Source organism: Saccharopolyspora sp. NPDC050389 (assembly GCF_040655595.1).
In the GTDB taxonomy this organism is placed as follows: domain Bacteria; phylum Actinomycetota; class Actinomycetes; order Mycobacteriales; family Pseudonocardiaceae; genus Saccharopolyspora.
This window is the reverse complement of the sequence record NZ_JBFAKG010000115.1, coordinates 1-26,817: the sequence shown is the minus strand read 5'-3', so window position 1 is coordinate 26,817 and position 26,817 is coordinate 1. Positions and strand designations below refer to the sequence as shown.

The window sequence follows — 26,817 nt, the reverse complement described above, 5'->3', positions numbered from 1 at the left end:
CACGCCAACCTCCAACGGATGCGCCAGATCATCCACGACTGCGGCGGAGCCACCGCCGGAGCCGACGCCCTCGAAAACCACCTGAACTGACCACGGCAACGCGTTAGCCGCCGTTGGGCACCCGCGTCAGAACACGCCGAGGTGCCCACCGGCGGCCCGGCATGCGTCAGGGCGTCGTCCAGGGCTGGAGCTTCTCGGGATTGCGCACCGCCCAGATCTGCGTGATTCGGTCGCCCGCGATGTCCAGTGCCATCACCACCGAGGTGACGCCGTCGTGCTGGACCACCAGACCGGGCTGACCGTTGACCGTTCGCTCCAGGATCGTCTGATCGGGCACCTTGCCGGCGATGCCGATCAAATAGCACGCGATCCGCTCGCTGCCTCCGATGGGGCGGGGCGCGGCGTTGACCAGGCCGCCGCCGTCGGCGATCGCCATGGCATCGGGGTCGAGCAGGCCGATGAGGGCATCGATGTCCTTGGCCTCCCACGCCTGCTTGAAGTCCCTGACGATGTCGGCGCGCTGGGCGGCCGGAGTCGCCGGAGCGCGCGACGCGCGAATGCGTCGGCGGGCCGAGGAGGCCAGCTGACGGCACGCCGCCGGGCTCCGGCCGACGATCTCCGCCACTTCGGCGAAGGAATAGCGGAAGACGTCGTGCAGGATGAACGCGACGCGCTCGGCCGGGGTCATCGATTCGAGCACGACGAGGAACGCCATGTTGACCGACTCGTCGAGCGTCACCCGGTCCGCAGGGTCTGCGATGCCGCCCGATCGCCCACCGAACCACTCCGCGTGATCGGGTAGCGGCTCCGGGATCCATTCGCCCACGTAACTCTCGCGCCGCGCCCGTGCCGACCCGAGCAGGTCGAGGCAGATGCGGCTGGCGACCTTCGTCAGCCAGCCGCCCGGGGATTCGATGGCCCCCTGCTGCTGCCGGGACATCGCGTACCAGCGGGTGTAGGCCTCCTGCACGACATCCTCGGCGTCGGCCAGGGAACCGAGGAGCCGGTACGCGAGATTGATCAGCTGACGCCGCTCGCTCATGATCGCGCTCAGGCTCGGATCGAGCCGGCCGTCACCGGACTCGGATTGGGTCCTCATGGTCTCGCCGCTCCCTTGGCCGCATCTTCCGTCACCAGTCCGACGACACAGCCCCCCGGAATGTGACGTGACACGCCGGCCTCACATTCCGGGGCGTTGTCTCGTCGGACTTGCTGAGGGCGAACACCGTCCCGCGTTCCGCCAATGCGGTGTGACGGCTAAGAAACGAAATGGAGACCACTATGGACACCCGTCTCGACTTCCTCGGCAACCCTGTCGGGGGCAAGTTCCTGAAGTACGTAGTCTCGGCGGCCAAGGTGGCCGCGGACTCGACGCTGCCGGCGGCGACGCAGGAACTGGTCAGGATCCGCTCCAGCCAGATCAACGGCTGCGGCCGCTGCATCGACATCCACACCAAGGAGGCCGCGCGAGCGGGGGAGACCTCGACGCGCATCAACCTGGTCGCGACCTGGCGCGAGGCCACGGTGTTCACAGACGCCGAGCGCGCCGCCCTGGAACTGGCGGAGCAGGCCACCCGCATCGCCGATGCGGCCGGCGGTGTCACCGACGAGGCCTGGGCGAATGCCGTCGAGCACTACGACGAGGACCAGTTGGCCGCCCTGGTGGCCGTCATCGCCCTCAACAACGCGTTCAACCGCGTCAACGTCGTCGTCCAGACGCCCGCCGGCGACTACCAGGCCGGCCAGTTCGGGTGATCAGGACAGACGGAAGCACGGGTGGCTGGACACCCCGTCTTCGGGTGTCCAGCCACCCGCTGGGACGAACGCCGAAGGAAGGAAACCAGTGACCGAAATTCAGGCCATCGTCGACCGCTTCGAGATCGAAGCGCTGCGCGACGAGTTCACCGACGCCGGGATGATGCGCGACTACGACCGCTTCAAGTCGCTGTTCACGCAAGACGGCGCGCTGCGGATGCCCCACATCAACGTCGAGCTCATCGGCCCGGAGGAAATCCGTGCCGCGGTCCAGCGGCTGCAAGGGCTCTGGGACTTCTTCGTGCAAACCGTGCACCCCGGCGCGGTCCGGCTTGAAGGAGACACCGCAACCGGCCGCGCGTACATCGCAGAATTCGGGCGCATGCGCGACGGCAGCTCGCACCTGAACTACGCCATCTACCACGACCGCTACCAGCGGACCCCGGACGGCTGGAAGTTCGCGGAGCGCGTCTACGAGGTCAGATATCTCGACACCACTCCGCTGGCGGGCTCGGCGCCAGGAGGCCGTGCGCGAATCGCGGCCGGCCCGGAACCGACGGAATAGCCACCTCTTCCCGGGGAGTGACCGAACATGCCAACGACGACCAAGCTCAGCGAGCTCACCGGCGACTACGTCCTCGACACCGCCCGCACCCGGATCGGGTTCGTCGCCCGGCACACGATGGCCACCAGGGTGCGCGGGCAGTTCGACGAGTTCGACGGCACCGCGCGCCTCGACGGCGACCGCCCGTCGAAGTCCTGCGCACGGCTGACGATCCAGGCGAAGAGCATCGAAACCCGCAACCGGCAACGCGACGACCTGCTGCGCGGCACGTTCCTGGACACCGACGACCACCCGGTCATCACCTTCACCACGGCCGAGGTGAAACAGCTCGACGAGACCCATTTCAAGGTCACCGGCGACCTGGCCCTCCGCGGCGCGACCAAACCGGTCACCGTGGACGTCGAGTTGACCGGCGCCGGCAACGACCCGCAGGGCAACTTCCGGGTCGGCTTCAAAGGCAGCGCCACGATCAACCGCAACGACTGGGGTGTGAACTGGAACGCCGCGACCGCGGTCATGGTCAGCCCCAAGGTGACGCTGGAGTTCGACATCGCCGCGATCCGGCAGGGCTCCGCCTAGCGCCGCCCGCCGGACTGCCAGTTGTGCACCTCGATGCCGGCGTAACGGTCCGGGGTCAGGATGGCGCGTGCCGCGTCCGGGCCGGACGCCCGGACCAGCGCCGCCGTGCCCAGCCAGGCGCTGCCGTCGTCGGACAGCAGCGGCCCGTACGCGATCAGGTCGTCCCGGTCGGGCGGCGCGGAGAGGTCGGCGGCCTGCCCCGCGCCGAAGCCGAGCACCAGATACCGGTTGCCGGCGGTCGGGCCGCCGGGGAAATCCCACATCGTGCGCCCCAGCACGTTGCGCCACCGTCGCAGCAGCACATCCCGGTACGCCCCGGCCTGGTAGTTCGGCTCGTCGAAGGCGAACGCGCGCGCAGCCGCGGGATCGGGCAGGTCGACGATGTGCACGCTGCCGGTGGGCGTGTCGCCGTCGAGGGTCGGCCCCCGGGCGATCATCTCGTCGGCGAACCGGTCCATATAGGACCAATGCGCTTCCAGCAGCTCGTCGCGCAGCGCTGCGGAACCGGGCCGGTCGCGGTGGTAGCAGAAGAATTCCATGCCCACAGTCTTCACCCACCAGCAGATCGCCGATCCACCGACGTACGCCAGACCGGTTCACCGGGCGCGGAACGCCACCGCCACGGCAAGCAGCGCCAACACCGCGGCGAGACCGAAACCCGCGAGATACGCCGTGGCCGTCGACCACACCAACCACGCCGCGAACAACGTGCCCGCCACCGCCAGCACCGTCGTGGTGAACAGCGACTCGCTGAGCTGCAACGCCGAACTGTTCACCCCCTGCTCCTGCGGAGCCGACAACCGCAGCGTCAACGTCGACAACACCGGATACACCAGACCCATCCCCAGCGACATCACCGCAAGCCCGCCGATGCACACCACCAGCGGAACCACCGCGAGAACCGTCGTCGCCACCCCCGCCGCCCCCACGGCCAGCAGCACCGCACCCACCACCGGAACCCGGTCCCACGCCGACAGGCGCCCCTGCAGCCACGAACCCGCCAGCCAGCCGACCGCGGTCGTCGTCAGCACCAGGCCCGCCGCAGTGGGGGACAGGCCCCGCTCCCGCGACAACATCAGCGGAACGAACACCTCGGCAGCCGAGAACGCCGCACCCGCGATACCGCGCAACGCCACCACGCTGGGCAACCCCGCCCGGCCCCGGAACGTCCCCGCCGGCAACAACCTCGGCGCGAACACCACCAGCGCCGCCAATCCGGCGACGACCAGCACCACCGACACCCAACCGGCCTGCTGCCCGCCGTATCGACGGCAGCAGCCACGCCCCGGCCAGCATCCCGAAGAACCGCGCCCCCAACGCCTCCGGCAACACATGCCCGACCACCACGTACAGCGCCACCGAGATCAACCCGCCGCCCAAGCCCTGCACGATCCGGCCCGCCACCAGCACCCACATCACCGGCGCCACCCCGGCCAGCAGCAGCCCCGCGGCGAACACCGCGACCCCCGCCCGAAGCGGAACCGCCGGCCCGCGCGCATCGCTCCACCCGCCGGAAACGACCATGCTCACCACACCGGCGGCCGTCGTCCCACCGAAAGCCACCGCATACAGCGACAACCCGTCCAGCGAACGCGCGACCGTCGGCATCGCCGTGGCCACCGCCACGTACTCGAAGGCCACCAACGAGATCAACGTGAGCGCGCCCAGGGTCAACGACCGGTAGCGGCGGGAGAACAAACCTCCCGCGGCAGCGGAATCGACATCGATCGCGGACACGACCACCCCCGGGCGGCTCGGCGAACCAGACCGCCCCAGCGTTCAACCTCCACCGCACTCCAGGTCAAGACGAACACCCGGAATCCCGCCCGCTGCCGGGCCAACCTCCGTCAGACGGCCCGGGCCCGCTTCTTCGGCCGGCGATCCAGCCACAACTGGGCGAGGATCAGCGGAACCACCCAGCCCAGCCACGTCGTCAACCCGCCGATCGTCCACATCAGGTACTGCTCGTTGCCGCCGAAGGTCGTCTCCAACTGCGGTCCCAGCACAACGCCCGCCACCACCGCCCATATCCGGTTGGTCACCGTGGAGACGGTCAGCACGAACGAACGCACCATCCACTTGCGGTGATCACCGAACCGCCGCGCCCGGCCCGCGCGCCAACCTGCGACCGTGCAGCCGAACCACACCAGCCCCAGCAGCACGTTGCTCGCCCGCGCCACCGGCCCGAACGGCGACACCGCGCCGATCACGATCGCCATCACCGCCGCGGGCAGCACCCCGGCGAAGACGTAGGCACGGCCGATCCAGCGGTGCGCCACCGGATACCGCCGCCGGAACGCCGGCCACACCTGGAAACAACAGCTCAGGATCGCCACCGACCCGAACAGCACGTGCGCCACGATCATCGGGTAGTGCGGCGCGAACCCCTCCGCCGGCGGCACCAGCGATGACGCCGGATCCAACGTGAGATATCGCGGTACCGAAACGGCCACGAACGCCACCGCGACCAACGCCAACGGGCCCACCCACGGCCGCTGCCACCACCGCACCGCCCGCGACGACTCCTCCGGAACCAGCGGACGCTCCGTCACCACGCTCATAGACCCACCCCAGAAAAGAGAATGCGTACCCCGTACCTGACGCGTACACCGTATTGGAGGAGTGCTCAAACTGCCGCAAAATAAAGAGCATTCCTCGAAGAAGCCCGAACAGCACTAGTGCATTGAATGAAGAGTCGCAAGGTTTCCTATACTTTCCCGAACCAGTGCACTAGTGCGAAACCGAAAAGGGGAGCGATGACGACCGGACCCCGGCCCCAACCGCCGTACCTGCGCATCGCCGAGGACATCCGCGCCCGCATCGACTCCGGCCGGCTCCGCCCCGGCGACAAGGTGCCCTCGACCCGCCAGATCATCGACGAATGGGGCGTCGCCATGGCAACCGCCACCAAGGTCCTGGCCACCCTGCGCCAGCACGGCCTCGTGCACGCCATCCCCGGCACCGGCACCGTCGTCAGCGACACCACAGCGCACCGCCGCACCCGACCACAACCACGCTCACCCCGAACCGCGACCGAACCCGCCGGCCGGCAACGCATCGTGCACACCGCCATCCGCATCGCCGACCGCGAAGGACGCGCCGCGGTGTCGATGCGCCGCGTGGCCGCCGAACTCGGCGTCGGCACCATGTCCCTGTACCGGCACGTCCCCGACAAGGACGAACTCCTCCGGCTCATGGCCGACACCGCCTTCGCCGAAGCCCCGCTGCCCGAGCCCGGCAGCAGCGGCTGGCGCGCCCGCTTCGAAGAACTCGCCCGCCGGCAATGGGCCACCTACCGGCGACACCCCTGGCTCGCACCGATCGCCCTGAGCTCACTGGCCCAGCCACCGCTGCTGCCCGCCGGCATGGCCCACGTCGAATGGCAACTCGCCGCGCTCGACGGACTCGGCCTCGACCACCGCGACAAACTGCACATCGTCGTCGGCCTCAACGGCTACGTCGGCGGCATCGCCATGAGCCACTCCCTGGAAACCGAGTTCACCCAGGAAACCGGCATCACCATCCAGCAACGCCACGACACCGACGAACCCGAGATGCTGAACCTGCTGAACAGCGGCCACTACCCGCAACTCGCCGCCGCCGCGGCAAGCGGCGTCAGGCCCGACCTGGACGACCTGTTCGAATTCGGCCTGCAATGCCAACTGAACGGCATCGATCGCTACCTCACCCACCACGGCAGCAAGCGCGCGGAAACCAACTACTAGCGGTCTTGATGCTGGTCGCGGCGACGCGTCGTAGGCTGCCGGAATCCCGCTCGGAAAAAAAGTCGGCGGACGTGTCGATCCACGACGTTTCCCGTTCGACCTAGGGGCGAGAGGGCCCCAAGCGGGGGACCCGGATAGCCCAGGGAGACAGAACCGTGAAGTACATGCTGATCATGCGGGCCACCGACGAGTCGTTCGAGGCGTTCCAGGACGTCGACTTCAACGAGATCGTCGAGTCGATGGGGCGGTTCAACGACGAGATGATCCAGGCGGGCGTCCTCGTCGCCGCCGAAGGTCTCGACGACGCCGCTCAGGGCGTGGTCGTCGACTACTCGTCCCAGCCGCCGGTGGTCACCGACGGACCCTACGGCGAGACCAAGGAACTGTTCGGCGGCTACTGGATCGTCGAGGTCGCCTCCAAGGAGGAGGCCGTCGAGTGGGCGAGGCGGGCGCCGATGGCCGGCCCGGGCAGCAAGTGCGAGATCCGCAGGGTCACCAGCATCGACGAGTTCCCGCAGGACAACGAGTGGATCCAGAAGGAGCGGGTTTGGCGCCAGGCGACCGGCCAGCTCTGAGCCCGGACGCGATGGCAGAGCCCACCGGCCGCGACGCGGTCGCGGCGGTCTGGCGGATCGAGTCCGCACGGATCGTCGGCGCCCTGGCCCGGTACACCGGCGACTTCACACTCGCCGAGGACCTCGCCCAGGAAGCGTTGGCGGAGGCACTCGTGACCTGGCCACGCGAGGGCGTTCCGCGCAACCCCGCGGGATGGTTGCTCACCGTCGGCCGGCGGCGCGCGATCGACGCGTTCCGCCGGCGCTCCGCTCTCGACGAGAGGTATGCCGCCCTCGCCCACGGCCTGAGCGAGGGCGGCGTCGCCTCGGGCGCCGATCCAGCGCGCGACGCCGAAGACGTGCTGTGGGATCCGGACCAGATCGACGACGACGTGCTCGCGCTGATGTTCATCTCCTGCCACCCCGTGCTGTCGCGGGAGGCGAGGGTGGCGCTCACCCTGCGAGTCGTCGGCGGTCTCACCAGCGACGAGATCGCCAAGGCGTTCCTCATCCCGACCGCCACCGTGCAGGCCCGGATCACCCGCGCGAAGAAGACCCTCGGGGCGGCCCGGGTGCCGTTCGCGGTGCCCTCGGCCGCGGAGCGGACCGAACGGCTCGGCTCGGTGCTCAGCGTGATCTACCTGATCTTCACCGAAGGGTCCTCGGCCAGCTCCGGCAACGATCTGATCCGCCTCGACCTCGCGCGCGAAGCACAACGCCTCGCGCGGGTACTGACCCGCCTGGTGCCCGACGAACCCGAGGCCTACGGCCTGCTGGCGTTGCTCGAGCTGACCGCGGCGCGTTTCCCCGCCCGCACCGGACCCGACGGCGAGCCGGTGCTGTTGGAGCACCAGGACCGCCGCCGCTGGGACCGCGCCGCGATCCGCCGGGGACGCGCCGCCCTGGCTCGCGCGGAGCAGCCCGGCCGGGGCCTGGGCGCCTACGGCTTGCAGGCGGCGATCGCCGAATGCCACGCCGCCGCTACGTCTGTCGAGGCGACGAACTGGGAGCGCATCGTGCTCCTCTACGAGGCCCTCGGCCGGCTCGCGCCGTCACCGGTGGTCGACCTCAACCGGGCGGTCGCGGTCTGCATGGCCCAGGGACCGGCTGCCGCGCTGCCGATCGTGGACGAACTGGTGGCCGCCCAGGCGCTGCCCAATTCGCACCTGCTGCCCAGCGTCCGCGGGGAACTGCTCACCCGCTTGGGACGCACCGACCAGGCACGCACCGAACTGCAAACCGCCCTACGGCTGTGCGGCAACAAGCGCGAACGGGCCGTGCTCGAGCGCAAACTCGCCGACCTCGACTGACCGGCCCACGGGATGTCCTCGCGCAGACACCACTCGACCGTCCTGGAAACTGTTCGCGGCCAAGGCGAAACGGCATCCAGCGCCGCTGGAATCCCAGTACCGTCGGCGCAACGCTCAGGGGAGCGAAGCCACCGGCGACGAGGAGATCGGGTGCCCATCGCACGCAGCAACGGATTCAGGATCGCCTACGAAGTCACCGTGGACGGGCCGCCGCTGCTGCTGCACCCAGGCATGTTCCAGACCGGTGCGCACTGGACCCGAACCGGCTGCACCACGACCCTCGCTGCCACCCACACGGTCATCACCGTGGACCCGCTTGGCCTCGGAGCCAGCGACGCCCCGCACGACCCCGCGGCCTACACGCTGACCCGGCGCGCCGACTACGTCACCGCCGTGCTCGACGCCGTCGGCGCGACCAAGGCCGCGTTCTGGGGCTACTCGCTGGGAGCACTCACCGGCTACGCCGTCGCCGTGCACGCCCCCGAACGTCTCACCCGGCTCGTCGCCGGGGCCTTCGACCCCATCGACGGATTCCGCTCCGCGATCGCCCCGGCGCTCCGCCACCTCGGCCTGCCGGCCGACACCGACCCCTACCCGTTCATGCACCAAGCGGCCACCGCCGACCCCGCGCTGGCCGCCGTGATCGACGCCGCAGACCCCGCCGCGCTCCGCGCGAACTTCCAGGCCTTCGCCCACGAACCCGGCCGGCACGCCGAACTCGCCGCCACCGGCGTCCCGATGCTCATGTACGCCGGCACCGCCGACTTCTGGCACGAACCGATGCGAACCTTCGCGCAGCAGACCGGCACCGAGTTCTTCTCCTTACCCGGCGCCGACCACCAAAGCGGCTGGGACAGGGCCGCCGACGCGCTGCCCCGCGTCCTGCCGTTCCTCGCCGAAGACCACCGGGCCTGAGGAACCTATGATCCGATAACGCTGCCGCGGGAACGGGGTTTGTGACGGATCTTGTGAGCCGTCGCCGCATTTCCGAGGCACACCCGCGCTGTTCTGCCGACAGTGAAGACCGGCCCGACCGGGCTCGATGATCACTACAGTCCAGCCTCATGACGACGGTTACAACACGCACGGTCGAGTACCCGGCCGACGGCCTAACGATGATCGGGCACCTCGCGCTCCCGGCCGGTGTCGACCGCCGGCCCGCAGTCCTGATCGGGCCAGAAGGGACGGGTCTGAACGACTTCCAGCGCCGCCGGGCCGACGCCCTCGCCGAACTGGGGTACGTGGCGCTGGCCTTCGACATCAACGGCGGGCGCTGGTTCACCGACCCCGAGGAGATGCTGGCGCACACGACCCCCCTGCTCGCCGACCCCGACCGGATGCGGGGCATCGGCCACGCGGCGCTCGACGTGTTGCGCGCCGAACCGCGGACCGACCCCGACCGGATCGCCGGCGTCGGCTACGGCACCGGGGGCGCAATCGTGCTGGAACTCGGGCGCGACGGCGTCGACCTGCGCGCGATCGGGACAGTCAACGCACTGACCACGGGCCGACCGGGCGAAGCGGCGCGCATTCGCTGCCCGGTGTGGGCCGGGGTCGGGTCGGAAGACCCGATCATGCCGCCCGCGCAACGGGACGCGTTCACCGCCGAGATGCAGGCCGCGGGCGTCGACTGGCGCCTCGTGGTCTACGGCGGCGCCTTGCACGCCTTCCACCACCCGCCGGTCGACCAGACCGTGCTCCCCGGCATCGGCTACCACCCACGGCACGCGCAGCGAGCCTGGCGCGACGTCGTCGACCTGCTCGCCGAGTGCCTGCCCGTGACGGAGTGATCTGGTCGGCAACCGCGATTCCGGGCCGCGAACCAAGCCGGCCGACCGCCGACGCGCTGCCCCGCGTCCTGCCGTTCCTCGCCGAAGACCACCTAGCCTGAGGAAACCTATTCGCCCGGTTCCTCGCCGACCACACCGTCGGCCTGCTCGCGCAGCACATCGATGTGCCCCAGATGACGCGCGGTCTCCTCGATCAGGTGCAACACCACCCACCGCAACGACAGGTCGCGCAGCGCCGAAACCTCATCCAGCGATCCCGCCGCCCGCAGCACCTCGTCACAACGCGCGGACTCCGCGGTGTACTCGGCGAGCAACTCGGCCATCGGCACCCCGTCGGGCACCTTCAGATCACCGTCCGGATCGGCATCCGACCAGTCGAAGACCAATCCCGTCTCACCGGCGAAAACCCGCCGGAACCAGGAACGCTCCACATTGGTCAGATGACGCACGAGGCCCGGCAAAGTCAAACCCGTCGGCGTCGCCACCGACCGCAACACCGCATCCGAGGCACCCGAAACCTTCCACACGACCAGATCGCGCTGCCGCTGCAGGAAACTCAGCAACGCCGTGCGCTCATCACCGTGATGCGCAGGCGCAGTCATGCCGAACCGGATACCACTCACCCCGAAACCCCGTAGAAAAAGAAGACGGGTGCGGAAGGCGAGTCCGCACCCGGCGCCGGCCTCACCGCGAGGCCATCAACTCGTCGAACGACGGGAACCGCTCCGCGGTGTCCGTGGCGCAGAAATCGCCCACCCAGCCGTCCTCGTCGTGGAAGAACCGGATCGCCACGAAATCCGGCCGCGTCCCCATGTCGAACCAGTGCGTGGTGTTGGCCGGCACGCTCAGCAGGTCACCCGCCTCGCACAGCACCCCGTACACCTTCTCGCCGATGTGCAGGTAGAAGACCCCGGCGCCGCGGGCGAAGAACCGGTCCTCGTCATCGTCGTGGGTGTGCTCGGACAGGAACTTCTCCCGCGCCGCTTTCGCCTGCTGCGCCCACTCCGCATCACCGTCGCGGGGCGCCATCACCGCCGCGTCCACCTTGATGTAGCCCTCGGCGTCGATGACCCGGTCGACCTCCGCGCGGTACGCGGCCAGCACGTCATCGGCGGAAGCGTCCACCGCCAGCTCCTTGAGCTCCCAGCGCTCGAACCGCACCCCGAACTGCTTGAGGACATCCGCGATCCGCTCGCCGTCCTCCGTGCGCAACTCCACCGTGCCGGGATCGGTGTCCGGCCACACAGTCAGCAACGTCATGCCAAACCCTCCTGGAATCCGTTCGTGGCCAAGGCGAACTGGAACAGCCAGTCCAAGCATTCCGTGCGGTGCCGCGCCTGCGCCAGATCCCGGCCCCAAACGTACAAGCCGTGCCGGGCCACGATCACCGCCGGCGTCGCGGCGTCGAAACCCGCCTCGAACGCATCACCCAACACGCCCATGTCCTGGCTGTTGGGCACCACCGGCACCGTCATCACATCGTCGTCGCGGCGCCCGAGACCCTTGAGCATCTCCAGATCCCGCAGCACCACACCGCCGGGCCAGCGCTGCCCGGCCACCACCGACGAGAGCATGTGCACGTGCACCACCGCACCCGCACCGGCCACCGCCGCGATCCGCGCGTGCAACCCGGCCTCCGCCGAGGGCCGCTGCGCGGGATTGGGCTGATCGGGCACCGCCGCCCCGGCGGAGTCCACGACCACCACGTCCTCGCCGGTCAGCTCGCCCTTGTCCAGGCCGCTGGCCGTCACCGCCAGCCGCAGCGGCTCCCGCTGCAACGTCACCGACAGGTTGCCGGAGGTGCCGCGCATCCAGCCCAGCCCCGCCATCCTCGCCGACTCCGCGGCCAACGCCGCCCCGGCCTGCTCCAGACCGACGCTCACACGATCACCTCAAGCTCAACATCGTCGAAAGTGGACACCACCGGATGCGACCCGAAATCGGCGTCCGCGAACGGCTCCTCGGCCCGGGCCACGCCCACGGTCCGCCAGCCCGCCGCCGCGGCGGCATCCAGCTCCGCTGGCACATCCGAGAAGAACACGATCTCGGCCGCGGCCGAGCCCAGCCCCGCGGCGATCGCGTCGTAGGAGGCGCGTTCCCGCTTCGGCCCGGCGTTGACCGTGTCGAAGTGGTGCGAGAAGAGCCCCCGCAGATCACCGGAGGTTGTGTTGGAGAACGACGCGACCTGCCCGGCCACCGAACCCGAGGAGAACACCGCCAGCCGCAGGCCCCGGTCCAGCCAGGACCGCAACGCCGGCACCACGTCCGCGAAGTAGTCGGTGGTCAGCTCCCCGCGGGCGTACCCGTCGGCCCAGATCAACCCCTGCAACGTCTTCAACGGGCTGGCCTTGCGGTCGGCGTCCATCCAGCCGTGCAGCACCGCCACCACCTCGGCGGTGCCGGCGTGCGCGCCCAACCCGGCGTCGGCCTTGACCTGCGCCACCGCCTCGGCGACCACCGGATCGTCGCCGTGCGCCTCGATCCACGGCCCCAGCCGCGGCCGCGCGTAGTCGTAGAGCACCACGTGCACCTGGCTGGTGGCGGTCAACGTTCCCTCGATGTCCAGCACGACCCACCTGGCCGCGACCCGCACGCTCACGGTGCCGTCTCCCGTTCCTCGTTCCAGTACTCGTGCACCCGATCCGGCCCGAACGCGCCCCGGTCGGTCACCACCGTGGTCACGAACCGCGGATCGGTGACGTCGAAGGCCGGATACAGCCCCCGCACCCGCTCGCTGGCGCTGCGCCGCCCCAGGGTGTGCAGCACCTCGTCGCCATTGCGGAACTCGATCGGCACGTCCGCGCCGGTGGCCGAGGCCGGATCCGGGGCGTGGCACAACGCGTGGAACGGCACCCCGAAGGCGTGCGCGGCCGCGGCAAGCTGCAACGTCCCCACCTTGTTGATCACGTGCCCGTCCATGGTGACCCGGTCGCTCGCGGTCACCAGCACGTCGATCTCGCCCGCCCGCATCAGCGACGCCGGCATGCCGTCGGTGACCAGCGTCGTGTCCACGCCCATCTCCGCCAGCGTCTCCGAGGTCAACCGCGCACCCTGCAGGTACGGGCGGGTCTCGGTGCACACGAACGACGGCTGCTTGCCCATCTCCAGCGCCGCCTCGACCAGCCCCACCAGGTACAGATCGCCCCAGCAGTGCGTCAGGACCCGGGCCCGCTCCGGCAGCAGCGCCGCACCGGCGCGCCCCATCTCGCGGCTGCGCCGCCGGTAGTCGTCGTCACCGGCCCGCGCGCCGGCCAGCGCCGCGGCGGCCACGTCATCGCCACCGGCGTCCACCGACGACATGACCCACTCCACGGCCTTGCGCGGCTGGTCGTTGGTCGGGCGAGTGGCGATCAACCGGTCACCCGCGGCCCGCAGCCGCTCACGCGCGATGTCCGGATTCTGCCCGGCGGTCTCCCGCGCGGCCAGCACCATGCCCCACAACACCGCGAAGTACGGCCCGGAGGACTGCGTCACCATGTCCTCGATCGCCGCGGCGACCTCCTCGACGGTGCGGGCGTGCACCCACCGGTGCTCGAACGGGAACACCCGGCGATCCAGGATGTGGACCCCGTCCTCGGCCAGCCGCACGCTGTCGGCCAGCGTCGGCAACCCCGGATGTGCGGCAGGTGGCGGCATCGAATCCTCTCAACGGCGTTCGGATAGCAAGGTGAACAGGTTTTCACCAGGGTATCGATCCGGGTTCGGGCACCGGCAACACGATCCACATCCCGGGATATGAGATTTGCTAGGGTGCCGGTACCGACCATGATCGGACGGTGAGCGGCCCGGCGACACCAGGACCGCACCGACACCGGGACCGCGCCGCCGCCCACTCCGGGATGTCTCCCGATGGCCGCGCCGATGCCGAGTCGAGCCCCGCGTCCGACCCCACGCCACGTCACGCGAGCGCCCGGCCGCGCGCCCGGGCGCGACATCCTGGAGGTCAACCGGTGATCGACTCCCGGCCCACCGAGACCGGCCCCGTCCTGCGGGTCGCCGACATCGACGTCGTCCGCGACGGCAATTACCTGCTGCAGTCGATCTCGCTGGAGGTCCACCGCGGCCAGCACTGGGCGCTGCTGGGCGCCAACGGAGCAGGCAAGAGCACCCTGCTGAACCTCCTCGGCGCCGTCAGCCACCCCACCCGCGGCTCGGTCGAGGTCCTCGGGCACCGGCTCGGCCGGGTCGACATGCGGCAACTGCGCTCCTACGTCGGCCACATCAACCCGCGTCACCCCCTGCAGAGCCCGCTGCGGGTCCGCGACGTCGTGCTCACCGGCGCCACCAACACCACCGAACCGATCCCGCGCTGGCAGCCCACCGACGAACAATCCCGGCAGGCCGACCGCCTGATCAGCATGCTCGGCATGGGCGGCAAGACCGACGCCCGCTGGAACACCCTCTCCCAGGGCGAACGCGGCCGAACCCTCATCGCCCGCGCCCTCATGCCCGTCCCGCGGCTGCTGCTGCTCGACGAACCCGCCACCGGCCTCGACCTCGCCGCCCGCGAACAGCTGCTCACCAGCCTCGACGCGCTGCGCGCCGAACACCCCGAACTGGCCACCGTGCTGGTGACCCACCACCTCGAAGAACTCCCCGCCAGCACCACCCACGCCATGCTGCTGCGCGAAGGCCGCTGCCTGGCCGCCGGGGGAGTGGACGAGGTGCTGACCACCGACGAGGTCAGCAAATGCTTCGACCACCCGGTCCGCATCACCCGAACCGACGGCCGCTGGCACGCCCGCGCCGACCGATGACCACCAGCACCTCGTGCGCTAAGCCCGCAGCGGACCTGGTGAGCGGCTGACAGGGCGTCGGCCGGACGGCCGCGAAGTCTTCCCCCAGATAACGCCACCAGGAGAACACGACCTTCCATGGTTGGCGATGGATGCGGTTTGGTGGCCCGGATCCAACGCCAAGGCACGCGAGACTGCGGGCATACATTGCGATCATGCGAAGCGCAGTGATCGATTCCCAAGGGACCTTCCAGCTGGAGCAGCGCCCAGAACCGGTCGCGGAACCGGGGGACGTGGTGGTCCGGGTGCGGGCCGCTGGACTCAACGCCGCTGACCTGCAGCAGGCACGAGGGGACTACCCGGCGCCACCTGGATGGCCGGCCGACGTGCCCGGCCTGGAGGTCGCAGGCGAGGTCGAGCAGATCGGACCCGGTGTCATGGGGGTCGTGCCCGGAGACCGGGTGATGGCACTGGTCGGCGGCGGCGGCCACGCCGAGCGGATCACGGTCCCCGCCGATCTTCTGCTGCCGGTGCCGGAGGGCCTGCCGTGGGAGGAGGCCGCCGGTTTCCCGGAAGCGTTCAGCACCGCCTGGGACGCCCTGGTCACCCAGGCCGGCGTCCGCGCCGGCGACCGGGTGCTGGTCAGTGGCGCGGCGGGCGGGGTGGGCACGGCCATGGTGCAGGTCGCCGCGGTCTCCGGGGCGCACACCGTGGCCAGCGTGCGCCGGCCCGAACTCCATAACCGCGTGAAAGCACTCGCCCCGGATGGCCAGGTGGACGTCGTGACTCCCGACCAGGAAGCCGCGCACGCGCCGTATGACGTGATCGTGGAACTGGTCGGCGGCGAGAACTGCCTGCAGCGGGTCGCTCTGCTCCGCAGCCGCGGCAAGGTCCTCGTCGTCGGAGTCCAGGCCGGCACCACGGCGCCGCTGCGGATGTTCGATCTCATGCTCGCGCGCGCCCAATTGATCGGCACCACCATCCGCGGGCGCTCACACGCCGAGAAGGTGCTCCTCGCCGCCACCGTGCGGACGTCCGTGGTGCCTCTGCTGGCGCAGGGGCGGTTGCGGGTACCCGTCGACGCGGCCTTCCCGCTCGACCGGTTCGCTGACGCCTACGCCCGCCTTGCCGGGCCGGGCAAGTTCGGCAAGGTCATCCTGCTGCCCTGACGGTCTCGCACGGCTCCGGCCTGTCGCCCAGCAGCTGCGCGGAGAGGGGCATCGGCTTGGCGGACGCCCGGTAGTCTCCTGCGGATGAATTTCACAGGATGCGACCTCGTCGTCGTCGGCTCTGGGTTCTTCGGTCTCACGATCGCGGAACGTGTGGCAACTCAGCAGGGCAAACGCGTCCTGGTGATCGAGCGCCGCGCGCACCTGGGCGGCAACGCCTACTCCGAGCTCGAGCCCGAGACGGGTATCGAGATCCACAAGTACGGCGCGCACCTGTTCCACACCTCGAACAAGCGCGTGTGGGACTACGTCACCCAGTTCACCGAGTTCACCGACTACCAGCACCGGGTGTTCTCGATCTACCAGGGCAACGTCTACTCGTTCCCGCCGAACCTGGGCTCGATGTCGCAGTTCTTCGGACGGGCTCTCTCGCCGACCGCCGCGAAGGAACTGATCGCCGAGCAGGCCAGCGAGGTCGACGGCGAGAGCGCCACCAACTTCGAGGACAAGGCCATCTCCCTGGTCGGCCGCCCACTGTATGAGGCCTTCTTCAAGAACTACACCGCGAAGCAGTGGCAGACCGACCCCAAGAACCTCCCGGGCGCCACAGTCACGCGCCTACCGATCCGGTACACGTTCAACAACCGGTATTTCAACGACACCTACGAGGGCCTGCCGGTGGACGGGTACACAGCGTGGCTCAATCGGATGGCCGAACACCCGAACATCGAGGTCTGCCTCAACACCGACTTCTTCGACGTTCGCGACGACATCCCGGCCGGCACTCCGGTGGTCTACACCGGGCCGCTCGACCGCTACTTCGACTACAGCGAAGGCTGGCTGGGTTGGCGCACCCTGGACTTCGAGCAGGAAGTCTTGCGGGACTGCGGCGATTTCCAGGGCATCCCCGTCATGAACTACGCCGACGAGGACGTCCCCTTCACCCGGATTCACGAATTCCGGCACTTCCACCCGGAGCGGACATATCCGCAGGACAAGACCGTCATCGTGCGGGAGTTCTCCCGGTCCGCCGAGAAGGACGACGAGCCGTACTACCCGATCAACACCCCCGAGGATCGGGAGATGCTCGGCCGGTACCGCGCGCTCGCGAAGAAGGAAACCGCGCAGCGGAACGTTCTGTTCGGCGGGCGGCTCGGGACCTACCAGTATCTCGACATGCACATGGCGATCGGGTCTGCACTGAGCATGTACGACAACAAGATCGCGCCGCTGTTCACCGAAGGCCGCCCGCTGGACGACTCCCTGGACAGCTGACCGAACTCGGCACACCGTAGGCCCCGCGATGTCGACCTCGATGGCGACGCGGTGGCGTGCCCGAACTTCGGCCAACGGCTCGTCCAATCCGTGGCAGCAACCGGAAACACGCCCATCACCCGCGAACCGGCGTGTTACCACTGGATGCGATCTGCGCTGACGGCGGTACTCCGGCTAGAAGAGCGGGTGAGCTGAGGTGTCCTTTGGCTTGCGGGCCGCCTGGCCGGTCACGGCGCTGGCGGTCGTCACGACCTACGTCGCCCTGCACATGGCGATCACCGCAGGCCTCGACCTGCAAACCCGCGATCGCTTCCACGACGCCCCGGCCCGGGCCGCCACGTTCGTCGCCGCACTGGACCGCTACACCGGCGGAGACCTGTCCGCACGCACGGAAATCCTCGAGTGCAACGCGTGGTTCGAGGGCAACGCCCCGCTGACGTCCAGCCGGTCAACGATCGCCGCCGCCACCGATCACGCCGAGCAGGGCAGATTCCCCGCCGCCCGCGAACATGCCGGCAAGCTGACGGCGGAGATCCCACAAGATCAGGCCAAGCTCGACCGGGACCTCAGTTCGTCGAGCACGGCGGCGCTGTGGTGGGCGGTGGCCGCAGGTGCGCTCGCGGTGCCGTCGCTGTGGCGGAGGAATCGCCGCCGGGCCGGTGCCATGGAGGTCGCCGAGGCGGTCCGCCCATTCGTCCCGCATCAGCCGTGGTGGCGGCGACCGGTGTTCCTCGCCGCCAGCGGGACCGGATACGGGCTGTTCGCGGCGGGTGCCCTCGCGGTCTCCGCAGCGGAACGGGGCCACCGGCTGCCACTGGGCGTGCAAGCGCACTCCATGCTCGGCGGCCTGCTCACGCTGGGAATGCAAGGACTTTTCCTGCTCGGCGGCCTGCTCGTCCTGTGGGCCGGATTCCTGGTCCTGCGCTACTCCCGGCCACGCGCGGCGCGCGGCGCGACCCAGGCCCTGCTGGCCGACGGTCGCCGACCCGTGCTCTACCTGCGCAGCTTCGCCGACGACGACACCGCGGCACAGGTCGACGACGCGATTCCCCTCAACATCCATTCCTGGGAGGAGCAACTCGTGAGCGCGCTGACCGCCTTCGGCCCCGTGATCGCAGTGGGCAAGCCCGGGGAACCACTGCCGCGCCTGGGAGCGGCGCGGTGCTACCTGCCGCACGACGACTGGCAACCTGAGGTCCTCCGGCTCATGGACCTGTCGCAACTGATCGTGTTGCTCCTCGGCACGGGGGAGGGGCTGTGGTGGGAAGTCGAGCAGGCCCGCGCCACCCAGCCCGCACGCAAACTGCTGCTGCTGACGCCGAGCCGCCCCGCGGGCGTGGCCGAACGGCTGGACGAGCACCTGCCGACACCGTCACGGCTGGACGAAGTGACCGCGGGCGACCACTGGACCTCCGCCGTCATCGCGTTCGACCCCGAGTGGAATCCTCACGTGTTCCCGGTCAAGCCCACGCCCGGCACCGAGAACCGGCGCACGCTCGTGCATCGAATGGCCCGCGCGATGAAAAGGGCCCTGGGATTCATGGCTCTGAGCGTGCCCGCGCGGAACGTGGCCCGCGCGATGAAAAGGGCATTGGCATCGGTGGGTGTCCGCAAACCGGCGATGATCTTGCGCGTGAACATCGGCATGCTGGCGGCGTTGGGGAAAGGCTTCCTGCTGCTCGCTGTCCTAGTCCTGCTCCTTCGAGCTCTGGAGCTCGCCGGCCTCGGGTAGCGCCGTTGCTGTTGCCACGGCCGAGCCGGTCGCAGGAGATCCCGAAAACTCGACAATGCCAGGCCTTCTCTCCGGTGCCAAGGAGTCCAGCGGTTTCATGAACATCCTGGGGGAATCATGGACGGTGCACAGCAGGACACACCGACGGACGTGAGCGCGGTCGGCGCGGAGCAGCACAGGCCGGTGACCGGTATCGCTGCCGCCGCGAAGATATTGATCTCGTTGGTGCTCGTGGGCGACGTGCTGAACGCGGTCTCCGCCTGGCGCACCCACCTGGTCGTTCGCGACTACCTGGCCGGGAACGCGACGACCGCGGACCTCGATTCGGCCGATGTCTTCACCACGGTGGTCTCGATACCGGCGCTGCCGATGTACATCGCAGCCGGCGTGGTGTTCCTGATCTGGCTGTGGCGGGCGCGGATCAACGCCGAACTGCTGGGCGGCCGCTCCGCACATCGCCGATCCCGGGGCTGGGTGATCGGCGGCTGGTTCGGCCCGGTGGTCAACCTGTGGTTTCCCTACCAGGTCGTGTCGGACATCTGGCGGGCCAGCGCACCACGGCGACCGGTCCCCGGCGGCCTGATCACCGCCTGGTGGGTGCTGTTCGTCGCCGTCACGCTCATCGGCCAGATCCTGCTGCGATCGTCCCTGGAGGAGATCACTGAGCAGGGGCTGCAGGAAACCGCGAACCTGTCCACCCTGTCCACGATGCTCAACATGGCGGCGGGTGTGCTGATCGTCGTCATCATCACGCAGATCACCGCGTGGCAGACCAACCGCAGCACGTCGCCGGAACAGGTCAGGGCCGGAGACGCGCATTCCGACCAGGGCTCGATCGACCGCCGCACCGCACGCATGGCGCTGCTGACACTGCTGCTGGGTGCCTTCGGTTTGGTACCGCTGCTGATCCTTCCGGGGATCATCACCGCGGTCCTGGTGCTGCTGCGCGTCAGCCGCGGCCCGCGTTCGACCACACCCAACACGAGCGCGAATGCCTCTGATTCGGTTGGGCCACAAGCAGATCCGGTGCCGGACGCGACGGCGACCGCCGGCGGAACGGCAGGAAGCAAGACCGTCGCCGTGGTGATGGCCTTGCTCGGCCTGCTGTTCTCCGTGACATGGGGAGGAATCTGGACCTACGCCGTCGTCGACGCGGTGCACGCCCCAGGCCCCGCGACGACGCTCGTCGACTGCGAGAACCCGTCCGCCGGCAGCGCCACCATCTGCACGATGAAACCCGGCGACTGCTTCACGTGGCCGGGCGAGGTCGACCGGTTCGCCACCGTCGAGCTCACGACATGCACCCAGCCGCACGACGCGCAGACCATCGGCGCCTACACCGCAGATGGCGAGCCGTGGCCAGGGTGGGACGCGTTCGAGGCAGAAATCGACGCGCGGTGCGGCCCGATCGCAGAGCGGAACCTGGAAGCGAACGCGGTCTCACCAGAGGACTCGTTGGGGGTCATCGCTGCGGACCAGACCGCCTTGGGAAGGCGGGCACCACACCGCGTTCTGCGCGGTCGTCAGCGAAGGCGGCGGCTACACGCGGTCGGTTCTGGTGCCCGATGCGGACCTGTCCATCCCAACACAGTGAACGCCCCTGCACAGGCATCGGGAGGCCGCGCCTAGCAAACAGTCGTGGGCCGGATGGACGCATCCACCCGGCCCACGACGCCTGGATCAGTCCGTGCCGAACTCCATCGCGGCGCGGTCGAGGGTCTCGCCCTCTTCCGAGACCCGGCCACGGGAAGCGATCGCCTCGGCGCCACCCTGCGGCATCGCCCCGATCAGCCCCGTCGACGCCGCCTGCGCGGCACCGATCAGCGCCGGGTGACCGGTGCCGACCATGCCGATGCCCGCGTACTGCTCCAGCTTGGCGCGCGAGTCGGCGATGTCGAGGTTGCGCATGGTCAGCTGGCCGATCCGGTCCACCGGGCCGAACGCCGAGTCCTCGGTGCGCTCCATCGACAGCTTGTCCGGGTGGTAGCTGAACGCCGGGCCGGTGGTGTTCAGGATCGAGTAATCCTCACCGCGCCGCAGCCGCAGCGTCACCTCGCCGGTGATGGCCGTGCCGACCCAGCGCTGCAGCGACTCCCGCACCATCAGCGCCTGCGGGTCCAGCCACCGCCCCTCGTACATCAGCCGGCCCAGCCGACGGCCCTCGTTGTGGTAGTACGCCAGGGTGTCCTCGTTGTGGATCGCGTTGACCAGCCGCTCATACGCCGCGTGCAGCAACGCCATCCCCGGCGCCTCGTAGATGCCGCGGCTCTTGGCCTCGATCACCCGGTTCTCGATCTGGTCCGACATGCCCAGACCGTGCCGACCACCGATCGCGTTCGCCTCCATCACCAGGTCGACCGCGGTGGCGAACTTCTTGCCGTTGATCGTCACCGGGCGGCCCTGCTCGAAGCCGATCGTCACGTCCTCGGTGGCGACCTCGACCGCCGGGTCCCAGAACCGCACGCCCATGATCGGGTCCACGGTCTCGATGCCGGTGTCGAGGTGCTCCAGCGTCTTGGCCTCGTGGGTGGCGCCCCAGATGTTGGCGTCGGTCGAGTAGGCCTTCTCGGTGCTGTCCCGGTAGGGCAGGTCATGCGCCAGCAGCCACTCCGACATCTCCTTGCGGCCGCCGAGCTCGGACACGAAGTCCGCGTCCAGCCACGGCTTGTAGATGCGCAGCTGCGGGTTCGCCAGCAGGCCGTACCGGTAGAACCGCTCGATGTCGTTGCCCTTGAACGTCGAGCCGTCGCCCCAGATCTGCACGTCGTCCTCGAGCATCGCCCGGACCAGCAGGGTTCCCGTGACGGCCCGGCCCAGCGGCGTGGTGTTGAAGTACGGGCGCCCGGCCGAGCGGATGTGGAACGCACCGCAGGTGAGCGCGGCCAGGCCCTCCTCGACCAGCGCCGCGCGGCAGTCGACCAGGCGCGCGAGCTCGGCACCGTAGGTCAGCGCACGACCGGGCACCGAGGCGATGTCGGGCTCGTCGTACTGGCCGATGTCGGCGGTGTAGGTGCACGGGACGGCGCCCTTGTCGCGCATCCACGCGACCGCGACCGAGGTGTCGAGGCCCCCGGAGAAGGCGATGCCGACGCGCTCGCCGGTGGGCAGGGAGGTGAGAACCTTGGACATGAAAAAGAGTATGCATTGCGGCGCATGGTCATGCAAAACTGGGGTCCTACGAGAGCCCACTCCCCAGAGAGGTACCCGTGTCCCTGGCACTGCCCGAGAACCTCACCGACACCGTGATCACGGTCCGCCACCTCGCCGACCGCGACGCCGCAGCCTTCGCCGCCGGCACCACCGATGCCGCCGTGCGCCGCTTCGCACACCTGCCCACCCCGCACTACACGGCCGAAACCGTGCGCGAACAGATCCGCGGAGTGATCGCCGACGGCCTGCGCGACGGAAACCTGGCGGTGCTGGCGCCATCGCCGACGCGGCCGACGACCGCTTCCTCGGCTCGGTCACCGTCTTCGACATCCACGGCACCACAGCCGAAGTCGGCTTCTGGTTGACCCCGGCCGCCCGCGGCCGCGGTGCCACCTGGCGAGCCCTGGACCTCATCGCCGCCTGGACCCGCGACCAGGGCATCACCACGCTGCGCGCCCGCACCGAGGACACCAACACCGCATCACAGCAGGCCCTCGAACGCGCCGGGTTCCACCACGTCGCCGGGCCGCACCCCGAGACCAGCCCCAGCGGCCAGACCATCAACGGCCTGACCTACCACCGCGACCTGACCTGACCCTGCGGGGCGGAAAACAACAGTGGCCTTGGCACCAGCGCAGGATGCAGGTCTGCGCCAGTGCCAAGGCCACCGCCTCGCGCTGCTCTTACCGCCTCTTCTTCGGCGGATCCTTGCGCAGCAGATCAGGGCCGATGATCCGGCGCACCACCCGGCGAACCAGGCCGCGCTTCTTCACCGGAGGGGCCGGGGCGGCCGGGGCCGACGTCACCGGCTTGGTCCGCTCGGTCGGCGCCGCGACCGAGGCCCGCGGTTGCGGACCAGTCATCCCCGCGGCCGGAGCCGGCGGGTCGGGATTGAGCAGCTTCGCGAACTCCGGCTGCTCATCACGGATCGCGGGAATGTAGGGCTGCGTGACTTCCACCCGGGACGGCGCGTTGGCCATCGGCGGCGGCGAAGCCGCCGGGCGGGCCGGGACGACCACCTCGTCCAGGGGCAGCTGGCCCACGATGCGGGTAGTCGGAGGTCCGGAGTCCAGTCGCGGCTGCTGCGCTTCCGACTGGAACACGGGCTGGAACCACGGTCGAGCAAGGTCGTCTTGAATAGTCATCCGTATCGACTCTGCGTGGGGCAACGGGCCAATTGTCACCGGATCAGGGGCTTCCCTCACCGGCGGATCAGACCCTACCGGTAACGGACAGATAAAGCACACCCCCGTGTTCCCTAGGTCTCGCCCCGCGATCACGCCCAGTTCCGACACGGCCATCCGGCGTAACCAAGATCCGCCAAGCGACGGCGAAACCCGTCGGCGCCGTCGTCGTTAAGCGCCCCGCCAGGGCGAATCGGCGGCGCTGTCAGTCGTGCCGGTCGCCGGGTTCCGGCTGCGGCGGCTCGCCGGGCATCGCGACCTGCTGCAACTGGCGGAACTCCGCGGCCAGCGTGCCCGCCGTCCAGTGCGCGTTGAGGCCGCTGGGATTCGGCAGCACCCACACCCGCGCGCCCTCGATCCGCCGGTCCTGCGGTCCCACCGTCGCCCGCCGCTCACCGAACGCCGTCCGATAGGCGGTGATCCCCACCACCGCAACCCACGCGGGCTCGAACCGGCGCACCTTCTCCACCAGCACCTGCCCGCCTGCCCGCAACTCCTCGTCGGTGAGCTCGGCCGCCCGCGCGCTGGCCCGCGCGACGAAATTGGTGATGCCCAGGCCGAAACCGGGCAGCTCGGCCTGCTCGTGCGGCTGCAGCAGGCGCGGCGTGAAGCCCGAGGAGTGCAACGCGGGCCAGAAGCGGTTGCCCGGCCGCGCGAAGTGGTGGCCGGTGGCTCCCGACCACAGACCCGGATTGATCCCGCAGAACAACACCCGCAAACCAGGGGAGAGGACATCCGGAATCCTCGCCCCCTCCGCCGCGGCCAACTCCTCCGCGCTCGGCCGGTTCCCCGCCAACTCCCACCTCCGGTTCCCGCAACCAACACCGGACCTTAACCGGAGGCCGCCGCGCCCCGAACCGGGTCCGGTCGCCAACCCCACCGGCAGTCCACCAGAGATTACGTAACACGTCTTCAAATAACGTTACTAATCAAACGAAACAGAATTTTGAATCGAGAATCGCCGCCGAACGCACCGCGCATAATCGCGCTTATGTGCGGTAAGCTGGGCTCGTGAACATCACCGGGGGAGCACGGGCGTCAGTCGTCGGTCGCGAGGCGCAAACGGAACTCCTGGCCACGCCCACGCGCACCGGTCACACCGTGGCCGCGCTGATCGCGGCATGGCTGGGCTCGTTCACCGACTCCGTGGCCACCCGCGGCGCCTATGCGCGGGATCTGCGCGAGTACGTGGAGTGGTGCACGCGCCGGGAACTCGATCCGCTCGGCGTGCGCCTCCCGGAAGTGCAGATGTACGCAGCCGAGCTCGCCGCGGCGACCAACCCGCGCACCGGGCGTGCGTTCGCGGCCAGCACCCGGGCCCGGAAGATCGCCGCCGTCTCCAGCTGGTACACCTTCCTCGTGCGCGCCGGGGCGATCGACGCCAACCCGGCGCGCGACGCCGCGCGCCCCCGCTACGACAGGCAGCACTCGCCGACCGCCAGCGTTTCCGAGCGCCAAGCCGCGCAGATGCTGACCGCCAGCCGGGACTACCGGCACCGCAGCCTCGGACCCGAGGCCGTCGCACTGGTGATGATGTTGCTGATCGATCTGGGCATCCGCGTCTCGGAGCTGTGCCACGCCGACCTGGCCGACCTCGGTCAGCGCGACGGCATCCGGGTGCTCACGGTGCACATGAAAGGCGGCAAGGTTCGAACCCGGCCCATCCCGGCGCCGCTGGTCCCTGTCCTGGACGCCTACCTCACGCAGCGGCCGGACGCCGACACCGGCGCCCTGGTGGTGACCCGGCACGGCGAACGCATCAACCGCCACCAGATCTTCCGGCTCGTGCAGACGATGGCCGCCGAAGCCGGCGTGCCGATGCCGCAGCGGATCACCCCGCACTCGATGCGGCACACCTTCAACACCATCGCCCGGGAAAGGGGAGCGGCGCTGGAAGACCGCCGCGACGCGCTCGGACACTCCTCGGCCGCGGTCACCCAGCTCTACGACCACGTCGCGGTGTCGCTGACCCGCGACCCCGCGCACCTCGTCGCGGGAGCGACCAGCGAAACCCGCGAAATAATCCCGAATTCACCCGAGGAATCCCCTTGATCACTTCTGTCACGGTGACAGAAGTGATCAAGGGGAGAAGTAGGTGATGCCGTGGCAGAGTCTTCGCGTTCTTGGGGCCACGGCGGAGTCCGAGCGCGACTACATCCGTGCCAAGACCCTCGAAAGTCAGGAGGCCGCCCCAAAAGGCAAGACGATCGGCCTCGTCAGAAGTCGCCGACAACGACATGATCGCCACCGCCGTACGCCTGCGCGACGAGGAGGAGTTCTCCCGCCCTGCCAGTACCAGGTCTGAGTCACGGGGCCACCGAAAGGTAGCGGGTGAGCATGGATACGAGCTCGTTCTCGAGCGGGCCGGTGGCCACCGGCGTGGGGGCCGCGACGAGCTGGTGCACGACGAGGTGCAACGTGGACACAACCACCCTCGCGGCGGTCGCGGCGTCGGTGACTCGGACCTCCGGGTGCCGGTCGAACAGGTCCCTGGCGTAGGCGGCCCGGGCCAGTTCGTGCCGCGCCACCCGATCCAACAGGTCGTTCGAGCGGGGCGCCTGTTCCAGCAGCACGCGCAGCAGCCGCGGGTCGTCGAGGTGGTGCTCGATCGCGATCCGCGCCAGGGCGCGGATGATCTCTTCAAGGGACTCCGGTTCCCCGCGCTGCTGCCAGCCGGTGGACGCCTCGGCGTCGTCGAGGTGCCGGAGCAGCAGCTCGGCCAAGATCGCGTCCTTGTTCGGGAAGTACTGGTAAAGCGAGCCGATTGAGATCCGGGCCCGCTCGGCGATCCGGTTGGTGGTGCCCCCGGCGCAGCCGTGCTCGCCGAAAACGCAAGCAGCCTCCGCGACCCGCTCAGCGGGGGTGGCTCGGAGTACATCCACCTGTTCCTCAGCCCCGGTCGCATGCTTGAAGTCTCCTTGCCACGCAACAACTTCCCGCTGGAACCGGCGCCGGAGTACCTGTTCCTCGCCGGCGGGATCGGGATCACGCCGATCGTGCCGATGCTGGGGGCCGCCGTCGGAGCGGGAGCCGCGGCGACGCTGCTGTACGCGGGCAGATCGGTCACGCCGATGCCCTTCGCCGAAGACCTGCGCCTTGCCTACGGCGATCGCGCGCGCCTCGTCGCCACCCAAGAAGCAGGGCAGGCCCAGCTTCGCGGCACTGGAGGCAGAGCTGGGCCCGGACGCGCTGGTCTACTGTGCGACATCCCGTGAGTTCGGTGGTTCCTCGTTGGGAACGTGAGGGTGGGTTGCCACCAGGAGCAGGGCGTTCAGGTTGATCTCCACACCTGC

The 26,817-nt window shown here is 69.6% G+C and carries 31 protein-coding genes; 18 read left to right on the top strand and 13 right to left on the bottom strand.

The window, feature by feature from the left end:
• Positions 1 to 166: 166 nt before the first annotated feature.
• Complete coding sequence (gene sigJ, locus AB0I53_RS43360; protein WP_358615353.1) at positions 167 to 1,099, bottom strand: RNA polymerase sigma factor SigJ; 933 nt, start codon at positions 1,097 to 1,099, stop codon at positions 167 to 169.
• 182 nt (positions 1,100 to 1,281) lie between these two features.
• Here sigJ and AB0I53_RS43355 point away from each other — a divergent pair, with 182 nt between their 5' ends.
• From AB0I53_RS43355 to AB0I53_RS43345, 3 genes are all read left to right on the top strand, one after another.
• The gene (locus AB0I53_RS43355; RefSeq protein ID WP_358615351.1) at positions 1,282 to 1,755 is read left to right on the top strand and encodes a carboxymuconolactone decarboxylase family protein; all 474 of its coding nucleotides are present in this window, start codon (positions 1,282 to 1,284) and stop codon (positions 1,753 to 1,755) included.
• Positions 1,756 to 1,843: 88 nt separating this feature from the next.
• A complete protein-coding gene (locus tag AB0I53_RS43350) occupies positions 1,844 to 2,320 on the top strand; it encodes a nuclear transport factor 2 family protein (protein ID WP_358615349.1) in 477 nt (158 codons plus the stop codon).
• A 27-nt stretch (positions 2,321 to 2,347) separates the two neighbouring features.
• On the top strand, positions 2,348 to 2,899 hold the full coding sequence (locus AB0I53_RS43345; RefSeq protein WP_358615347.1) for a YceI family protein: 552 nt from the start codon (positions 2,348 to 2,350) through the stop codon (positions 2,897 to 2,899).
• Here the strand turns inward: AB0I53_RS43345 and AB0I53_RS43340 are convergent.
• Positions 2,896 to 3,438, bottom strand: coding sequence for a YciI family protein (locus AB0I53_RS43340; protein WP_358615345.1), 543 nt, complete (start codon positions 3,436 to 3,438; stop codon positions 2,896 to 2,898). The genes AB0I53_RS43345 and AB0I53_RS43340 overlap by 4 nt on opposite strands.
• 57 nt (positions 3,439 to 3,495) lie before the next feature.
• Positions 3,496 to 4,140, bottom strand: a complete 645-nt coding sequence (locus AB0I53_RS43335) for a hypothetical protein (protein WP_358615343.1) — start codon at positions 4,138 to 4,140, stop codon at positions 3,496 to 3,498.
• Between the two features lie 281 nt (positions 4,141 to 4,421).
• Here AB0I53_RS43335 and AB0I53_RS43330 point away from each other — a divergent pair, with 281 nt between their 5' ends.
• Positions 4,422 to 4,583, top strand: coding sequence for a hypothetical protein (locus AB0I53_RS43330; protein ID WP_358615341.1), 162 nt, complete (start codon positions 4,422 to 4,424; stop codon positions 4,581 to 4,583).
• A gap of 163 nt (positions 4,584 to 4,746) precedes the next feature.
• Here AB0I53_RS43330 and AB0I53_RS43325 read toward each other — a convergent pair whose 3' ends face one another.
• Positions 4,747 to 5,460 carry a DUF2306 domain-containing protein gene (locus AB0I53_RS43325; protein WP_358615339.1) on the bottom strand — a complete coding sequence of 238 codons (714 nt, stop codon included), beginning with the start codon at positions 5,458 to 5,460 and terminating at the stop codon, positions 4,747 to 4,749.
• A 195-nt stretch (positions 5,461 to 5,655) separates the two neighbouring features.
• On the opposite strand from AB0I53_RS43325, the gene AB0I53_RS43320 reads away from it, so the two are divergent.
• The 5 genes from AB0I53_RS43320 (at position 5,656) to AB0I53_RS43300 (ending at position 10,278) form a co-directional block, all read left to right on the top strand.
• Positions 5,656 to 6,624, top strand: a complete 969-nt coding sequence (locus AB0I53_RS43320) for a TetR/AcrR family transcriptional regulator C-terminal domain-containing protein (RefSeq protein WP_358615337.1) — start codon at positions 5,656 to 5,658, stop codon at positions 6,622 to 6,624.
• A 155-nt stretch (positions 6,625 to 6,779) separates the two neighbouring features.
• Positions 6,780 to 7,199: a YciI family protein gene (locus AB0I53_RS43315; RefSeq protein WP_358615335.1), complete on the top strand. Its 420-nt coding sequence runs from the start codon at positions 6,780 to 6,782 to the stop codon at positions 7,197 to 7,199.
• An 11-nt stretch (positions 7,200 to 7,210) separates the two neighbouring features.
• The gene (locus tag AB0I53_RS43310; RefSeq protein ID WP_358615333.1) at positions 7,211 to 8,488 is read left to right on the top strand and encodes a sigma-70 family RNA polymerase sigma factor; all 1,278 of its coding nucleotides are present in this window, start codon (positions 7,211 to 7,213) and stop codon (positions 8,486 to 8,488) included.
• Between the two features lie 150 nt (positions 8,489 to 8,638).
• On the top strand, positions 8,639 to 9,403 hold the full coding sequence (locus tag AB0I53_RS43305; protein ID WP_358615331.1) for an alpha/beta hydrolase: 765 nt from the start codon (positions 8,639 to 8,641) through the stop codon (positions 9,401 to 9,403).
• Between the two features lie 149 nt (positions 9,404 to 9,552).
• Positions 9,553 to 10,278 carry a dienelactone hydrolase family protein gene (locus AB0I53_RS43300; protein WP_358615329.1) on the top strand — a complete coding sequence of 242 codons (726 nt, stop codon included), beginning with the start codon at positions 9,553 to 9,555 and terminating at the stop codon, positions 10,276 to 10,278.
• Positions 10,279 to 10,385: 107 nt separating this feature from the next.
• Here the strand turns inward: AB0I53_RS43300 and AB0I53_RS43295 are convergent, their stop codons facing one another.
• The 5 genes from AB0I53_RS43295 to AB0I53_RS43275 form a co-directional block, all read right to left on the bottom strand.
• Complete coding sequence (locus tag AB0I53_RS43295) at positions 10,386 to 10,880, bottom strand: DinB family protein (RefSeq protein WP_358615327.1); 495 nt, start codon at positions 10,878 to 10,880, stop codon at positions 10,386 to 10,388.
• A gap of 82 nt (positions 10,881 to 10,962) precedes the next feature.
• Positions 10,963 to 11,538: a cupin gene (locus AB0I53_RS43290; protein ID WP_358615325.1), complete on the bottom strand. Its 576-nt coding sequence runs from the start codon at positions 11,536 to 11,538 to the stop codon at positions 10,963 to 10,965.
• Entirely contained in the window at positions 11,535 to 12,161 is a 627-nt protein-coding gene (gene mtnB, locus AB0I53_RS43285; protein ID WP_358615323.1) for a methylthioribulose 1-phosphate dehydratase, read from the bottom strand. Before mtnB ends, AB0I53_RS43290 begins: the two co-directional genes overlap by 4 nt.
• Complete coding sequence (gene mtnC, locus AB0I53_RS43280; protein WP_358615321.1) at positions 12,158 to 12,877, bottom strand: acireductone synthase; 720 nt, start codon at positions 12,875 to 12,877, stop codon at positions 12,158 to 12,160. The genes mtnB and mtnC overlap by 4 nt, the downstream gene beginning before the upstream one ends.
• Positions 12,874 to 13,914 (bottom strand): s-methyl-5-thioribose-1-phosphate isomerase, encoded by a 1,041-nt coding sequence (locus AB0I53_RS43275; RefSeq protein WP_358615319.1) that lies wholly within the window; start codon positions 13,912 to 13,914, stop codon positions 12,874 to 12,876. Before AB0I53_RS43275 ends, mtnC begins: the two co-directional genes overlap by 4 nt.
• 314 nt (positions 13,915 to 14,228) lie before the next feature.
• On the opposite strand from AB0I53_RS43275, the gene AB0I53_RS43270 reads away from it, so the two are divergent.
• The 5 genes from AB0I53_RS43270 (at position 14,229) to AB0I53_RS43250 (ending at position 20,819) form a co-directional block, all read left to right on the top strand.
• Positions 14,229 to 15,035, top strand: coding sequence for an ATP-binding cassette domain-containing protein (locus tag AB0I53_RS43270; protein WP_358615317.1), 807 nt, complete (start codon positions 14,229 to 14,231; stop codon positions 15,033 to 15,035).
• Between the two features lie 194 nt (positions 15,036 to 15,229).
• The gene (locus AB0I53_RS43265) at positions 15,230 to 16,183 is read left to right on the top strand and encodes a zinc-binding dehydrogenase (protein ID WP_358615315.1); all 954 of its coding nucleotides are present in this window, start codon (positions 15,230 to 15,232) and stop codon (positions 16,181 to 16,183) included.
• An 84-nt stretch (positions 16,184 to 16,267) separates the two neighbouring features.
• Positions 16,268 to 17,458 (top strand): UDP-galactopyranose mutase, encoded by a 1,191-nt coding sequence (gene glf, locus AB0I53_RS43260; protein WP_358615313.1) that lies wholly within the window; start codon positions 16,268 to 16,270, stop codon positions 17,456 to 17,458.
• A gap of 196 nt (positions 17,459 to 17,654) precedes the next feature.
• Positions 17,655 to 19,190 (top strand): hypothetical protein, encoded by a 1,536-nt coding sequence (locus AB0I53_RS43255; protein WP_358615311.1) that lies wholly within the window; start codon positions 17,655 to 17,657, stop codon positions 19,188 to 19,190.
• Positions 19,191 to 19,307: 117 nt separating this feature from the next.
• Positions 19,308 to 20,819 (top strand): DUF4328 domain-containing protein, encoded by a 1,512-nt coding sequence (locus tag AB0I53_RS43250; protein WP_358615309.1) that lies wholly within the window; start codon positions 19,308 to 19,310, stop codon positions 20,817 to 20,819.
• 51 nt (positions 20,820 to 20,870) lie between these two features.
• On the opposite strand, the gene argG is transcribed toward AB0I53_RS43250, so the two are convergent.
• A complete protein-coding gene (gene argG / locus AB0I53_RS43245; RefSeq protein WP_358615307.1) occupies positions 20,871 to 22,319 on the bottom strand; it encodes an argininosuccinate synthase in 1,449 nt (482 codons plus the stop codon).
• Positions 22,320 to 22,396: 77 nt separating this feature from the next.
• On the opposite strand from argG, the gene AB0I53_RS43240 reads away from it, so the two are divergent.
• Together AB0I53_RS43240 and AB0I53_RS43235 are read left to right on the top strand one after the other, a co-directional pair.
• On the top strand, positions 22,397 to 22,705 hold the full coding sequence (locus AB0I53_RS43240; RefSeq protein WP_358615357.1) for a hypothetical protein: 309 nt from the start codon (positions 22,397 to 22,399) through the stop codon (positions 22,703 to 22,705).
• Positions 22,618 to 22,935, top strand: coding sequence for a GNAT family protein (locus AB0I53_RS43235; protein ID WP_358615355.1), 318 nt, complete (start codon positions 22,618 to 22,620; stop codon positions 22,933 to 22,935). Before AB0I53_RS43240 ends, AB0I53_RS43235 begins: the two co-directional genes overlap by 88 nt.
• Positions 22,936 to 23,023: 88 nt before the next feature.
• On the opposite strand, the gene AB0I53_RS43230 is transcribed toward AB0I53_RS43235, so the two are convergent.
• Both AB0I53_RS43230 and mug read right to left on the bottom strand, forming a co-directional pair.
• Positions 23,024 to 23,383, bottom strand: coding sequence for a hypothetical protein (locus AB0I53_RS43230; RefSeq protein ID WP_358615305.1), 360 nt, complete (start codon positions 23,381 to 23,383; stop codon positions 23,024 to 23,026).
• 346 nt (positions 23,384 to 23,729) lie between these two features.
• Positions 23,730 to 24,320: a G/U mismatch-specific DNA glycosylase gene (mug, locus tag AB0I53_RS43225; protein WP_358615303.1), complete on the bottom strand. Its 591-nt coding sequence runs from the start codon at positions 24,318 to 24,320 to the stop codon at positions 23,730 to 23,732.
• Between the two features lie 215 nt (positions 24,321 to 24,535).
• Between mug and AB0I53_RS43220 the strand changes: the two genes are divergently transcribed.
• Positions 24,536 to 25,576: a tyrosine-type recombinase/integrase gene (locus tag AB0I53_RS43220; protein WP_358615301.1), complete on the top strand. Its 1,041-nt coding sequence runs from the start codon at positions 24,536 to 24,538 to the stop codon at positions 25,574 to 25,576.
• Positions 25,577 to 25,830: 254 nt separating this feature from the next.
• On the opposite strand, the gene AB0I53_RS43215 is transcribed toward AB0I53_RS43220, so the two are convergent.
• Complete coding sequence (locus AB0I53_RS43215) at positions 25,831 to 26,406, bottom strand: TetR/AcrR family transcriptional regulator (protein ID WP_358615299.1); 576 nt, start codon at positions 26,404 to 26,406, stop codon at positions 25,831 to 25,833.
• A gap of 21 nt (positions 26,407 to 26,427) precedes the next feature.
• Here AB0I53_RS43215 and AB0I53_RS43210 point away from each other — a divergent pair, with 21 nt between their 5' ends.
• Positions 26,428 to 26,739 carry a hypothetical protein gene (locus AB0I53_RS43210; RefSeq protein ID WP_358615297.1) on the top strand — a complete coding sequence of 104 codons (312 nt, stop codon included), beginning with the start codon at positions 26,428 to 26,430 and terminating at the stop codon, positions 26,737 to 26,739.
• Positions 26,740 to 26,817: the final 78 nt, after the last annotated feature.